The organism is Shewanella sp. S1-49-MNA-CIBAN-0167, assembly GCF_040310145.1.
Classification (GTDB): Bacteria; Pseudomonadota; Gammaproteobacteria; order Enterobacterales; family Shewanellaceae; genus Shewanella; species Shewanella psychromarinicola.
This window is the reverse complement of sequence record NZ_JBEOPO010000063.1, coordinates 1-13972: the sequence shown is the minus strand read 5'-3', so window position 1 is coordinate 13972 and position 13972 is coordinate 1. Positions and strand designations below refer to the sequence as shown.

The 13972-nt window shown below is 42.9% G+C and carries 7 protein-coding genes and 1 tRNA gene; 5 read left to right on the top strand and 3 right to left on the bottom strand.

What is annotated here, in order from left to right; genetic code table 11:
* Positions 1-76 (bottom strand) — tRNA-Asn (locus AAEZ00_RS19795).
* A gap of 1380 nt (positions 77-1456) precedes the next feature.
* On the opposite strand from AAEZ00_RS19795, the gene uvrB reads away from it, so the two are divergent.
* Positions 1457-3478, top strand: a complete 2022-nt coding sequence (gene uvrB / locus AAEZ00_RS19790) for an excinuclease ABC subunit UvrB (protein WP_124013062.1) — start codon at positions 1457-1459, stop codon at positions 3476-3478.
* Positions 3479-4106: 628 nt separating this feature from the next.
* Here the strand turns inward: uvrB and asnS are convergent.
* A complete protein-coding gene (asnS, locus tag AAEZ00_RS19785) occupies positions 4107-5507 on the bottom strand; it encodes an asparagine--tRNA ligase (protein WP_101031133.1) in 1401 nt (466 codons plus the stop codon).
* A gap of 181 nt (positions 5508-5688) precedes the next feature.
* Here asnS and AAEZ00_RS19780 point away from each other — a divergent pair, with 181 nt between their 5' ends.
* Positions 5689-6024 carry a hypothetical protein gene (locus tag AAEZ00_RS19780; RefSeq protein WP_124013063.1) on the top strand — a complete coding sequence of 112 codons (336 nt, stop codon included), beginning with the start codon at positions 5689-5691 and terminating at the stop codon, positions 6022-6024.
* Positions 6025-6118: 94 nt separating this feature from the next.
* On the opposite strand, the gene AAEZ00_RS19775 is transcribed toward AAEZ00_RS19780, so the two are convergent.
* Entirely contained in the window at positions 6119-6694 is a 576-nt protein-coding gene (locus AAEZ00_RS19775) for a CoA pyrophosphatase (protein ID WP_124013064.1), read from the bottom strand.
* 593 nt (positions 6695-7287) lie between these two features.
* Between AAEZ00_RS19775 and malQ the strand changes: the two genes are divergently transcribed.
* The 3 genes from malQ to glgX are packed head-to-tail and all read left to right on the top strand — an operon-like array spanning position 7288 to position 13909.
* Positions 7288-9519, top strand: a complete 2232-nt coding sequence (malQ, locus tag AAEZ00_RS19770; RefSeq protein WP_351089591.1) for a 4-alpha-glucanotransferase — start codon at positions 7288-7290, stop codon at positions 9517-9519.
* A gap of 13 nt (positions 9520-9532) precedes the next feature.
* A complete protein-coding gene (glgB, locus tag AAEZ00_RS19765) occupies positions 9533-11767 on the top strand; it encodes a 1,4-alpha-glucan branching protein GlgB (RefSeq protein WP_351089589.1) in 2235 nt (744 codons plus the stop codon).
* A 42-nt stretch (positions 11768-11809) separates the two neighbouring features.
* Positions 11810-13909 carry a glycogen debranching protein GlgX gene (gene glgX, locus AAEZ00_RS19760; RefSeq protein WP_351089587.1) on the top strand — a complete coding sequence of 700 codons (2100 nt, stop codon included), beginning with the start codon at positions 11810-11812 and terminating at the stop codon, positions 13907-13909.
* Positions 13910-13972: the final 63 nt, after the last annotated feature.

Below are 13972 nucleotides of genomic sequence, written 5' to 3'. Positions count from 1 at the left end.
TGGCTCCCCAGACTGGACTCGAACCAGTGACATACGGATTAACAGTCCGCCGTTCTACCAACTGAACTACTGGGGAAGCGTTTTTAGCAATGTATTGCCGAGAACGGAGCGCATAGTAAAACGCTCTGGTAACTGAGTCAACTCGAGTTATAAAAAAAAACGCATTTATGTGCCTAATTGGTTACCAAACACACATCGTGAACGACTTTTGGGCATTTATGTCGATTTTTGAACAATGAAAAGAAAATTAATCACTTACTCTTAAAATTCATTCTTAAGGTGATAACGACGATATTCTGCTGGGGCGCTTATATTTGGTGTCTATGACTGGGTGTTTACGTTGACCTTTTTCAGATATGTTTTGCAAGACGAACGTGTTTATATCCGTTTTCGTTAATAAACTGATTTCGTTTTCGACACTTTTTTTGGAAAGTGCCAGTTAATCATATTGAGTCGACGAAGACCTTGGATGAATAGAGCCATAGAGCCTTGTCATGGCGTATGCTTTCTTATTGCAAGGAGTTTGATACCACAGGTCATATTATAAATATATCGTCGACAGACTTGATGAGGGCCTTTGTGATGTCATTGCGAAAGAGAGAGTCGGACGTGACTGCCAGGTGAGGCGGGGTTATTCGAGTATTGGTATTATCTCAAAAGCCATTGCATGGACGTTGCCAATGATGACAAGCGAGATGGGTCGGGTGATAGTTGTTGAATGAATATTTGAGCTGGCGAGATATGATCGCAATGTTGATCGACCTTCAATGCATTGTTAAGCTATCAGTTAACTAATGATTTAAAATAACAGCTGAACTATTGTCGCTATCTTTCGTATAAATGTGCAAATGTAATTAAATTTCATCACAACTTTCTTACGCTCTGATGAAATTCATTTGGGCGCTACCCCGCAGCAGTATTGAGCTTTCTTGACTTATCCACTAAATCTGTGGATAAACTTGTGGACTTCTACTGTAAATGAGCGGCAATCCCTTGTAGTACTTGAGTCGGACTTAAATTGGTACAATTAATTGGCGATAATTTAAGTTGTTTTTAATCAGTGACATAAAAAAAGCAACTTCTTTTTTTGCTCACTGTTCTGTCAGTTGCAAAATTGTAATCTCTTTGTCATATAGATTGTGTATTAAATTGAGCTTTAGCCTGATTTTTCGGCGTATTAGCGACCTTTCTACCTGATCTAATGATGTTGTTTATTACTTTCATTAAATGACGTTTATTCTGTCATATTGAGGGAGTATCTGACTGATAATGATCTTATATCGCAATAAGATCATCTCACAATATTTTAGCTGCGAGGCCAAGGTTTTTCAGTCAAGGGTTTATCAATGCCCATGCTTATCGATGTAAGTTACCGCTAATACCGTACGATTATGTATCGCCATTTCCCCGTGTTTAGGTATATGATCATCGGTTCAATAGAATAGGAAACCGTGTTGTGTCAGAGTCAGTATTTTCCCTAGAGTCCAAGTTCGAACCCGCGGGCGATCAACCTACAGCGATAAAAAAATTAGTGGATGGCCTAGCATCAGGTGTTGCGAGTCAAACGTTATTAGGCGTAACAGGATCAGGCAAAACTTACACCATAGCCAATGTCATCAAGCAAATGGGCAGGCCCACCATTATTATGGCGCCCAACAAAACCCTTGCGGCGCAACTTTATGGTGAAATGAAAGAGTTTTTCCCACATAACGCCGTTGAATACTTTGTGTCTTACTACGATTACTATCAACCAGAAGCTTATGTACCCGCTTCTAATACCTTTATTGAAAAAGATGCATCGGTTAATGCTCACATTGAGCAAATGCGTTTATCGGCCACTAAAGCGTTATTAGAGCGTAAAGACGTGGTACTTATTGCCTCTGTGTCCGCTATCTATGGTTTGGGTGATCCCGACTCCTACATGAAAATGCTATTGCATTTACGCCAGGGTGATTTTATCGGGCAACGTGACATTCTCATCCGACTCAGTGAATTACAATACAAACGCAATGACATTGAATTAAAACGCGGCACATATCGTGTTCGCGGTGAAGTAATAGACATTTTTCCAGCAGAATCTGAACGAGAAGCGATTCGAATTGAATTATTTGACGACGAAATAGAACGCTTAAGCGAATTTGATCCCTTGACCGGACAGATTAATAAGCGAATAGTTCGCACCACAATTTATCCAAAAACACATTACGTGACTCCGCGAGAAAAAATTATTGCGGCGACTGAAGAAATTAAACAAGAGTTACGGGAACGTCGTCAATATTTACTCGATAACAATAAACTGATTGAGGCTCAGCGGATCACTGAGCGCGTTCAATACGACATTGAAATGATGGTCGAGTTAGGTTATTGCTCAGGGATTGAAAACTACTCGCGTTATTTATCAGGCCGATCCACTGGCGAGGGCCCGCCAACCTTATTAGACTATTTGCCGGCAGACGGCTTACTTATCATCGATGAGTCACATGTGACGGTGCCGCAAATTGGGGCCATGTATAAAGGCGATAGAAGCCGAAAAATGAACTTAGTGGAGTATGGGTTTCGATTACCATCAGCATTAGATAATCGGCCGCTTATGTTTGAAGAATTTGAGCGGTTAATGCCGCAAACCATTTTTGTTTCGGCGACACCCAGCTTATATGAACTTGAAAAAAGTTCCGGCGAGATAGCTGAGCAGGTTGTAAGGCCAACAGGATTGCTCGATCCTGTGCTTGAAGTTCGCCCTGTGGGAATTCAAGTTGACGATCTCTTGTCTGAGATCCACAAACGCGTGGCGGTCAATGAACGTGTGTTGGTCACCACATTAACCAAACGGATGTCAGAAGATCTCAGCGAATATCTTGACGAACATGGAGTGAAGGTGCGTTATCTGCATTCTGATATTGATACCGTTGAGCGAGTTGAGATTATTCGTGATTTACGTCTAGGGCATTTTGACGTGCTGATCGGAATCAACTTATTACGTGAAGGTCTGGATCTGCCTGAAGTCTCATTAGTGTGCATTTTAGATGCAGATAAAGAAGGCTTTTTACGTTCAGAACGCTCACTTATACAGACCATAGGTCGCGCTGCCCGAAATGTTAACGGTAAAGTCATTTTATATGCGGATCGCATCACCAACTCCATGGCTAAAGCCATGGATGAAACTGATCGTCGCCGTGAAAAACAACACCAACACAACATTGACAATGGCATAGTACCGCGAGGGGTAGTGAAAAGTATCACAGATGTGATGGATGTGGGTGGTACTAACTTCAGCAAAGGTACCCGTAAAAATCACTCTAAATATGCCGAAGTGGCAGAAGAGCGAGCGAAATACACCAGCATTGCCGATTTGAGTCATCAAATTGATAAACTGGAAAAACAAATGCATGAACATGCTAAGAACTTAGAGTTTGAGCAAGCTGCGGCCGTGCGTGATGACGTCAAACATTTACGCGATCTCATCATTGTAAATAGTTAATACATTCAGCTGAAACCAAACGGCCACATTATCAATGTCAAGATGTCTAAATCTGGCCGAGGGAGTTAACCAGATGAGATTATGCTTCAGTTAATTGATTAACTTCGTTTCGGTTTGCATTAGTGGTGGCGCACGTAATACCGTGACTATTATTGAAAGCCAACATTTAGTGGGTACAAAAAGTCAGCAATTTGCTGACTTTTTTTGTTTTATTTATCTCATTTGGCGGAAAAAAATCGAGATCTGAGCGAAGCGTTAGTCGCGGGATAATTCAGAGAGCATTCATATTGTTAATATTTAGATCGCTATCTATGAGCCATATCTAACGGTTCATTTACTCACTGAACACCTGCCCAGATTGATTTTATTATTAATGAAATAGCATGAACAACAAAGCCTTATCAGAACAGCTGTGGGTATAAGCTTTACTCGTGGCATTTATGTTAAGTTCATTTATGTTAAGTTCATTTATGGCCATCACCTTGTGACGCCCGCATTAAGATAGGGATAGTCAATGTGGTGAGTAGAAAGGCGATAGCAAGAGGGTAAATATCAAAATAACAGGTCAAACAGTCAATAAAAAACGCGCCAATTGGCGCGTTTATGCAGTTTTATATTATCGAGATAATTAGAAACTGGCTGATCGAGGTGCGCGTGGGAATGGGATAACATCACGAATGTTATTAACGCCAGTCACATAGGAGACTAAACGCTCAAAACCTAAACCAAAACCTGAATGAGGTACGGTGCCGTAACGGCGAAGGTCACGGTACCACCAGTAATCTTCTTGGCTTAAGTCCATTTCAGCTAAACGTGCATCTAATACATCTAAACGCTCTTCACGTTGCGCGCCACCGATGATTTCACCGATACCTGGAGCAAGTACGTCCATCGCTGCAACGGTCTTACCGTCATCATTTAAGCGCATGTAGAAAGCTTTAATGTCTTTAGGGTAGTTTTTAACGACTACCGGTGCTTTAAAGTGCTCTTCTGCTAAATAACGTTCGTGTTCAGACTGTAAATCGATGCCCCATTCGACTGCGAAATCAAACTTTTTACCGCAGTTTTTCAAAATCTCTACCGCATCAGTGTAATCCACTTGCGCGAAATCGCTGCTGACGAATGCCTGCAAACGATCAATAACCGTTTTATCGACACGCTCGTTAAAGAAGGTTAAATCATCCATGCGTTCTTCAAGTACTGCTTTAAAAGCGAACTTAAGCATTTTTTCTGCTAATTCAGCAGCATCGTCTAAGGTTGCAAACGCCACTTCTGGCTCGACCATCCAAAACTCTGCAAGGTGGCGAGTGGTGTTTGAGTTTTCAGCACGGAACGTTGGGCCAAAAGTATACACTTTAGATAATGCACAGGCATACGTTTCGGCGTTCAACTGGCCCGATACGGTTAAGAATGCTTCTTTACCGAAGAAGTCTTTGTCGTAATCAACTTTACCGGCTTCAGTACGCGGCAAGTTTTCCATGTCTAATGTCGACACGCGGAACATCTCACCGGCACCTTCACAGTCAGAAGCCGTGATTAAAGGAGTTGATACCCAAATAAAGCCTTCTTGATGATAGAAACGATGGATAGCTTGGGATAAACAGTTACGTACACGGGCAACTGCACCAATAATGTTAGTGCGAGGACGTAAATGGGCAAGTTCACGTAAATGCTCAATAGAGTGGCGTTTAGCCGACATTGGGTAAGTATCTGGATCGTCAACAAAACCTGTGACCACGATTTCAGATACTTGTAGTTCAAATGCTTGACCGGCACCAGGAGAGGCAACCACTTCACCGGTCATGATAACCGAGCAGCCAGCAGTCAATTTCAATACATCGTCATTGTAATTGGCTAGGCTATTTGGCACGACACCTTGAATAGGGTCGAAACATGAACCGTCATACACGGCCAAGAAAGAGATCCCCGCTTTTGAATCACGACGAGTTCTGACCCAACCACGGACAGTGACTTGTGAACCAATGGCGTGTTCAGCTTTAAATACAGAAGCGACAGATGCAATGCTCATTGTTGCTTAATTCTCCAACATAACGAATATAAATATAAATTTGGCGTTTATCTTACCTTGCTGGTGACTTTTCTCAAGCTGAAAACGCTATTCTATGGTGAATATTGTGATACTTTTGACTAAGTCGGTTAAATATTTGGCGAATTAGCCTTTTATTATCTCGTCAACCAAGGAATAGGGCATGTCTCGTTTAGGTATTATACAAGTGGTGTTGACCATCTTTTCGTTATTAGGCTGGAGTTTAGCCATTTATGCATTGATTATTTTTGGCGAAGCCAGACCAGATCGCGCGGTAGGGTACTTTTTGAGTAAAGGGGTATCGGTGCGATTACATTGGGACCCCGAATTAACCATAAAATTGGAATATCTTATTTGGTGGTGTGCTGGGATCAGTTTTCTCAATCTACTGGTTAACTTTTATGCCAAAACCACGACGCGGATTGGTTTTTGGGTCAATATACCCTTGTTGTTGTTGGTATCACTGTCAGCGGGTTTGTATATTCGTTACTTAGTGTAAATCCACTTATGTATGCTGAGCTTATTAATAGCTCGAAGCTGAATTGATTTTGAAAATAAATCGGTTTTTGGTGCAAACCGTCCATGCACTGTTGTTAATTTACTTCTATATGACGGCACAATAAGTCAATTATTGCTGCTGTTACACCCCAAATAAACTTGTCTTCAAATGGCATAAAGTGCACTTGATAATATGCGCCATGGCGGTAATGAAACATTTTATGACGGTTACTCTGCTCAATAAAAAAACTCAAGGGTACTGAGAAACAATCATCAACTTCACCAGGGTCGATCACCAGTTCAAAGGGCTGTTTGACTAAGGCCACGACAGGGGTGATCTCAAAACCGGTAAAGGTTTTATGGGCAGGGAACAGACCTAAAATATCAACATTTTCTGGGGATAAACCAATTTCTTCGTGTGCTTCACGCAGTGCGGTATGAATAATATTAATATCACCAGGTTCAACTTTGCCGCCTGGGAAGCTAATTTGCCCAGGATGGTGACGTAAATGCATCGGACGTCGGGTTAACATAAGATGCAGTTGTTGCTCTATTTCAATCACAGGGATTAATACCGCTGCTTGGCGGCCAAGATACGATTGGGGCGCAGAAGTAATGGTAGAACGCAGGCGATGCAAGTTATAGCGCAGGGTGAATTCGTGTTTGTTCATTGATATTGGGTATTTCCAATTGTTGGCTCTACGTTAGCTGACATTCGGTATTCGCGTCACTCAATAACCAACAACGCACCGCATATGACCTCAAACAAGCCTATTGTAAGTCTCTATTGTTTCAGCAATTAGAGTAACCATGATCAATCTTAGCAGTGACAACGCCAAGCTAACAGACATTAATAAGATGATTTAACCCTGTTGAGTCCATTGTCGACTTATTGAAGCACATAATATTGGCATGGCTTGAGTTATTAGACGGCAACGTTATGGTGACTTTTCGATGTCAGCATCATAGCCATCAGTATCGAAATAATGACTCGATTAGCTGCGCTATTTTGAGGCATATCACCCATGAGACAGATTAATTAACTGCACTATTTTGTGTATATTGCACCATTAGTGCTCAATAAATAATGTTAAAACAACTGTATTAAATAAACGTTTTAATAGTGACTGTTTAGGATAAGCGATTGATTTAAAATAAAGAGCTCTATTATTTTATTGTCATTAATCTGTATTGTATTTGTTATAATTAACTGGCATGGTAACTGCTGGAATAAATGCAGTTAATTATCACGAGGAAGACAAATATGGGACTGGAGAAGTTGCTGTATTTGCAAGGTGTTGGGGCAGAATTTATCGATTTTTTCGGTAATCTTGTTCATATACCTACTAAGGACAGGCAGGGCATTTTAACCACAATGTTGTTGCCGTCATCTCTTCATCAACACGATCATCTTCACGGAGATAATGATTCTGGCCAGCAGCCATTTGACATGAAGGCTTTTACACAACAACAATTATCAGCGCAACCGATAGCCGCGAGAATCGAGCAACTTGATGTGCTACCTTGGTTGATGCCGCTGCATCAATTCCAATGGTGTGCTATCGATAAACCTCATATTGATATCTATCTGCCAGAGCATTATTCATTTGCCTTTGCAGTGACCGTCAGCGGTGAAAACGTTGACACTATTATTGTTAACGCTGACGTGAGTGATTGTGTTATCACTGGCGAGTATTATATTAACGGCCAGCGCTATTGCCAATATCGATTATTGCTTGATAAATCAAACCTGCATCTAGGCTACTACCAGGCTAGCTTAGCGTTTTTAAATGATCCTGCCCGTACAGAAACCTTACACGGACAATTGATGGTTGCGCCCGCAATGGCTTATCAAGGGCGTTTAGCGCAGAAATCAACAAGCAGTAAACAATCTTGGGGGTTGAACGCTCAACTGTATGCATTACGTAATGATGCTCAATGGGGTATCGGCGATTTTGGTAATTTAGCCGAACTTATTGATTACGCGGCTCAGGCCGGTGCTGATTTTATTCTGCTTAATCCATTACATGCTTTAGACATCAGCCAGCCAAATAACCCCAGTCCATACAGCCCAACAGATCGCCGTCGGTTAAATCCCTTGTACATTCAAATTGAAGCCGTTTATGAGTATAAAGCGTTGAATGGGGAGTTATCATCACAGAAATGGCAACAAAAAAAGCGCGCACTTAATCACGCTCATCTCATTAATTATGAGGAGGTTCAAAGTCTTAAATACGCTGCTTTTGAGAAGTTGTATCAAATATTTAACTATCAACACGTTAAGCTAGAAACCCCTAGGTTCAAAGCTTATCTGGCATTTTTGGCGCAGGATAGAGTGGCGTTGATGCAATTTGTTGATACAGAAATGAAGTTAGCATCAAAAAATTTCACACAAGATGCAGGCTTTTATTTGTATCTGCAGTTTATCGCCAATGAGCAATTACAAGCTTGTCAGTTAAATGCCAAACAGTGTGGCATGAGTATTGGATTGATCCGTGATTTGGCCGTAGGTGCGGTGAGTCAGGGCGCAGAAGTTAGCGCCAATGTGGATTTATTTTGTGATAACGCCAGCATTGGTGCGCCGCCAGATCCATTTGCCGAACAAGGTCAAAATTGGGGCTTAACGCCATTCGACCCGGTAAAATTAAAGCAGGATAATTTTTGTCATTTTATTCAATTGGTTCGCAGCAATATGCAAAATTGCGGGGCATTGAGAATTGATCATGTCATGGGGCTACTGCGTTTATGGTGGTGGCCGCTGGATGAAGAACTAGGTCAAGGGAGCTATGTCTATTACCCGCTTGAAACCTTATTAGCGATTGTTTGCCTGGAAAGTCAACGTGCTCGTTGCATCGTCATTGGTGAGGATTTAGGCATAGTGCCACCCGAAATTGTGTCACTTTTACACGATGCGGGCATTTTATCTAACGAATTATTCTATTTCTGTAAAGATCATCATGGCTTTAAGGCGCCAAAAGACCACAAGTATCAAAGCTTGATGATGCTGGCTAATCATGATGTGCCGACGCTTGCAGCGTGGTGGACGGGTGCCGATTTACGGCTACGGCGTGAGCTAGAGTTGATTGAAACTGATGATAAGTTACAACAAATAATTGTCCAGCGTCAGCTTGAGAAGCAGCAGTTAGTCGATTTACTTATCCGCGAACAGGCGTTTGAGTTACCTACTTTGACAGTGTCAGTGGATCAATTGGACTTTGATATCATTATGTTGGCTTGGATCCATGTGGCTGCGAAGGGCAATGCTCAATTATTCAGCGTCCAGTTGAGCGACTTAGTCGCCGATAAGCATGGGGTGAATATTCCAGGGACATGGAAAGAGTTTCCTAATTGGCAACGGCGATTACCATTATCAATTAAGCAAATGTCTCAAAGCCCTAAAGTACAGCAACGTCTCGATGCCATAAAGTTTGCTCGGCAAACTCGCAGTAACTATAGCGCTGCAGACACCTCTTCATCCGATAAACACGCCCAATAATGGATCATTGACTATGACTGTAGCGACCCCGTATTTTCATTCAGGAAGCGAAATTGCCTTATTAAATGGTGAATACACAGATGTGTTTTCATTGCTTGGAATGCACAGTATTAATGACGGTAAAGCACTGGTTGTTCGTTGCTTACTGCCAGGTGCGCTGAGTGTTGATGTATTGAGTGCTAAAGACCACCGTAAAGTGGCCAGCCTTGAGCATGTCAATGAACAAGGGTTATTTGCCGGTAAAATTGCTCGTAGAGTTAAGCCGTTTCAGTATTTATTGCGAGTCAAATATCCATTGTGTGAGCAGTTAATCATTGACCCATATCAATTTGATAGTGTATTGGATCCAGATGATGTGTACCTTTTTGGTGAAGGAAGCCAGCTGCAAACCTATCACTTTCAAGGGGCTAATTGGCGCCAGCATCATGGTGTCACGGGTGTCCATTTTTGTGTTTGGGCACCTAATGCGAAGCAAGTGGCGCTGATCGGTGATTTTAATTTATGGGACAAGAAACGCCATGTATTACGCCACCATCCAGGCAGTGGCTTGTGGGATATTTTTATTGCTGATGTTGAACCTGAACAACATTATAAATACGCAATTTGCGACATGCACGGCAATGAGATCATTAAATCCGATCCTTATGCGGTTGCGATGCAACCCTCACCACATAATGCGTCAAAAATTCCAAAACCAGAACACTATGACTGGCAAGATAGTGACTGGTTAACCGACCGAGCAAGCAGTCAGTCTCATGCACAACCGATGTCAATTTATGAAGTGCAATTAGCTTCATGGCGGCGAACGGGCGATGACGGCCAAGATTATACTGACTATACACAGTTAATTGCAGAGCTGGTGCCGTATGTTAAAGAAATGGGTTTTACTCATTTACAATTGATGCCCATCAGTGAGTATCCGTTTGACGGTTCTTGGGGGTATCAACCAGTGGGATTATTTGCCCCTACATACCGCTTTGGTGACGCGAATGGTCTTAAAGCGTTTATTGATGAGTGCCATCAACAAGGTATTGCCGTGTTGCTGGATTGGGTGCCAGCGCATTTTCCTCGCGACCCTCATGGACTTGTTAGGTTTGACGGCAGTTGCTTATATGAACATGAAGATCCACGCAAAGGTGAGCATCCCGACTGGGACACGTTAATTTATAATTATGGCCGCGCGGAAGTGCGCAGCTTTTTATACAGTAATGCCTATTACTGGCTAGACGAATTTCATTTTGATGGTTTGCGCCTTGATGCCGTGTCATCAATGCTATACCTCGATTACAGTCGCACTGCCGACCAATGGGTCCCCAATGAATTTGGCGGCCGCGAAAACCTGCACGCCATCAGTTTTTTACAAGAGTTAAATGCGCGCATGTACCAATCCTTTCCCGGGATTAATATGATTGCTGAGGAGTCCACGGCGTGGCCAGGCGTGACTCAAGCGACCAGTAATAACGGCTTAGGTTTTGGTTTTAAGTGGAATATGGGCTGGATGAACGACACGCTGCGTTACATCAGCAGCGATCCCCTTTTTCGACGCTATCACCATGGAGAACTGACATTTAGCTTAATGTACGCTTTTACCGAGCAATTTATTTTGTCCCTTAGTCATGATGAAGTGGTACACGGTAAGGGATCGTTATTGCATAAAATCCCCGGTGATGATTGGCAGAAATTTGCCACCTTACGCGCTTATTACGGCTTTATGTGGTCGCATCCTGGCAAAAAACTGTTGTTCATGGGTAATGAGTTTGCACAACGCAGCGAGTGGAATCATGACCAGAGCCTCGACTGGCATTTATTAACCTATGCACCGCATCAAGGTGTGCAAGATTGGGTGCGCGATCTCAATCAATGTTATCAGCAATACCCTGCGTTATATCAACGCGATCACAATAGTGACGGTTTCCAATGGCTCGACGGTAATAATGCTGACAATAACATTTTAGTGTTTTGTCGTTTTGGCATCAATAAACAGCAGCCAGTGGTGATTGTGGTTAATATGTCGCCACAGGTTTATCACGACTTCAGGATTGGAGTTCCGACCGATCGAGATTATGTGGAGATCATCAACAGTGACCATCGTCATTATGGCGGCAGTCATGTGGTTAATGATGAGGCTTGTGAAACACAAGCTACGCCGTGGCAAGGCATGCCACAAAGTATCGTGATAACAGTGCCACCGTTAGGGTGCTGTTTCTGGGCCCCTGCGCTAGATGAGCTGGATGAACCAACAGCATAAATTGGCGCTCACATAATGGTTTCTACTTCACAAGGGTATGTTATGGATATGACCAGCGGTTATCCTTATCCACTCGGGGCGACACTTGACGATGACGGGGTTAATTTCTCGTTGTTCTCAGCGCACGCCACCAAAGTGGTGTTGTGTATCTTTGACCCCACGGGGCAAATTGAGGTGGCGCAATACATCATGCGCGACCAAACACGGCAAATTTGGCACTGCCATCTATCCGATGCTCAAGCGGGATTACTGTATGGTTACCGCGTTTTTGGACCGTATCAGCCCGAACTCGGTCATCGTTTTAATCATCATAAATTACTCCTCGACCCGTACGCGAAAAAGTTGGTGGGTACGCTGATATATCACTCTGCGCTTTATGGCTATGACATTGATGCTACTAAGGAGGATTTGTCGTTTGATACACAAGATAGCGCGCCATATTTACCCAAAGCACAGGTCATAGATTGTGGATTTGTTAAGGACATTCCGATTACACCCCTTAACATTAGTCTGGCTCGGAGCATTATATTTGAGGCCCACGTTAAGGGATTTACTCAACAACATCCTGATGTCAGCTTACAGCAACAAGGCACCTTTGCTGGGTTAGCAAGCCCGCAGATAGTTGATTATTTGCAAAATTTAGGCATCACCTGCGTTGAGTTATTACCGGTGCATGGTTTCTTTGATGAGCCTTTTTTGATTGAAAAAGGCCTCAATAACTATTGGGGCTATAATAGTATTGCGTTTATGGCGCCACATTCGGCTTATTTATCAGGACAGGGTGATATTGCCGAGTTTAGGCAAATGGTCTCCACTCTTCACTCTGCGGGGATTGAAGTGATCCTCGATGTGGTGTTTAACCATACCGCTGAAGGCAACCATTTAGGGCCAACTTACAGTTTTCGCGGTATCGACAATGCCAGTTACTACCGGTTATTGCCCAATGAAAAACGCTTTAACATTAATGATACTGGCTGTGGTAACACCTTTAACCTCAATCATCCCCAAGTGTTGATGTTAGTCATGGACTCATTGCGATATTGGGTTGAAGTCATGGGGGTAGACGGCTTTCGATTTGATTTGGCCAGTTGTCTCGGCCGAGAGGCCTATGGCTTTGATCCAGGCAGCGGCTTTTTTGATGCTATTACGCAAGATCCCGTGTTGTGCAAGGTGAAGTTGATTGCTGAGCCATGGGACATTGGCCCGGGGGGTTATCAGTTAGGTAATTATCCGGTGGCATTCAGTGAATGGAATGATCGTTACCGTGATGCTATGCGCCGTTTCTGGCGTGGTGACAGTGGCTTATTACCTGAGTTTGCCAAGCGATTTCATGGCTCGAGTGATTTTTTTGAACATAATGGTCGTGGACCCTCAGCCAGCATCAATTTTATCACCAGTCACGATGGCTTTAGTTTGCATGATTTGGTCAGCTACCGCGATCGTCACAATTTGGCAAATAGTGAAGATAACCGCGATGGTCATCAAGAAAACTGCAGCAGTAATTATGGCATTGAAGGCGAATGTGACGATGTGGTTATTAACGCCATTCGAGACCGACAAAAACGTAACTTATTAACCTGTTTATTGTTATCTCAGGGCGTACCTATGCTGTTGGCAGGTGATGAGTCCAGTCAAACACAGCAGGGCAATAACAATGCCTATTGCCAAGATAATCCTATTGGCTGGTTTGACTGGCAACAAATAGATTGGTCGTTAGTTAATTTCACCGCCCAGTTGATTAGCTTGCGAAAACGCTTCCCGATGTTGTGTCATCAAGCGTTTATTCATAAACCGGAAGCCTTATTTGATAACGGCTTAGCGTGGTTTAACCGCCAAGGTGAAGCAATGACAAAATCATATTGGTGTGAACATCATACCCGCACCTTAAGCGTGATTTTAATCGGCAATTTAGCTGATGCAGACCTTGGTGCGGTTGCGGAGAGTACAGAGGCGTTATTGCTGATGATTAATGCCGATGAGTTGCCACATACCTTTGCCCTGCCGCAATTACCCCATCTTCGATATTGGCATTGTTTATTACATACCCAAGACAGTGAGCCTGTTGTTGATGCCAGTCAACGCGTTAGCTTAATGAGTCGCAGTTTAATGTTATTTCATACTGAATTTTCCAGGAGCAATTGATGACTACAGCGAAAGACAGTGAGCCTGTGGTTGATGCCAGACAGCACGTTAGCTTAATGAGTC

Excerpts from the sequence above, each read along its gene's own strand:
- asnS (WP_101031133.1), bottom strand. The coding sequence starts at position 5,507 with ATGAGCATTGCATCTGTCGCTTCTGTATTTAAAGCTGAACACGCCATT.
- AAEZ00_RS19780 (WP_124013063.1), top strand. The coding sequence starts at position 5,689 with ATGTCTCGTTTAGGTATTATACAAGTGGTGTTGACCATCTTTTCGTTA.
- glgB (WP_351089589.1), top strand. The coding sequence starts at position 9,533 with ATGACTGTAGCGACCCCGTATTTTCATTCAGGAAGCGAAATTGCCTTA.
- glgX (WP_351089587.1), top strand. The coding sequence starts at position 11,810 with ATGGATATGACCAGCGGTTATCCTTATCCACTCGGGGCGACACTTGAC.
- malQ (WP_351089591.1), top strand. The coding sequence starts at position 7,288 with ATGGGACTGGAGAAGTTGCTGTATTTGCAAGGTGTTGGGGCAGAATTT.
- AAEZ00_RS19775 (WP_124013064.1), bottom strand. The coding sequence starts at position 6,694 with ATGAACAAACACGAATTCACCCTGCGCTATAACTTGCATCGCCTGCGT.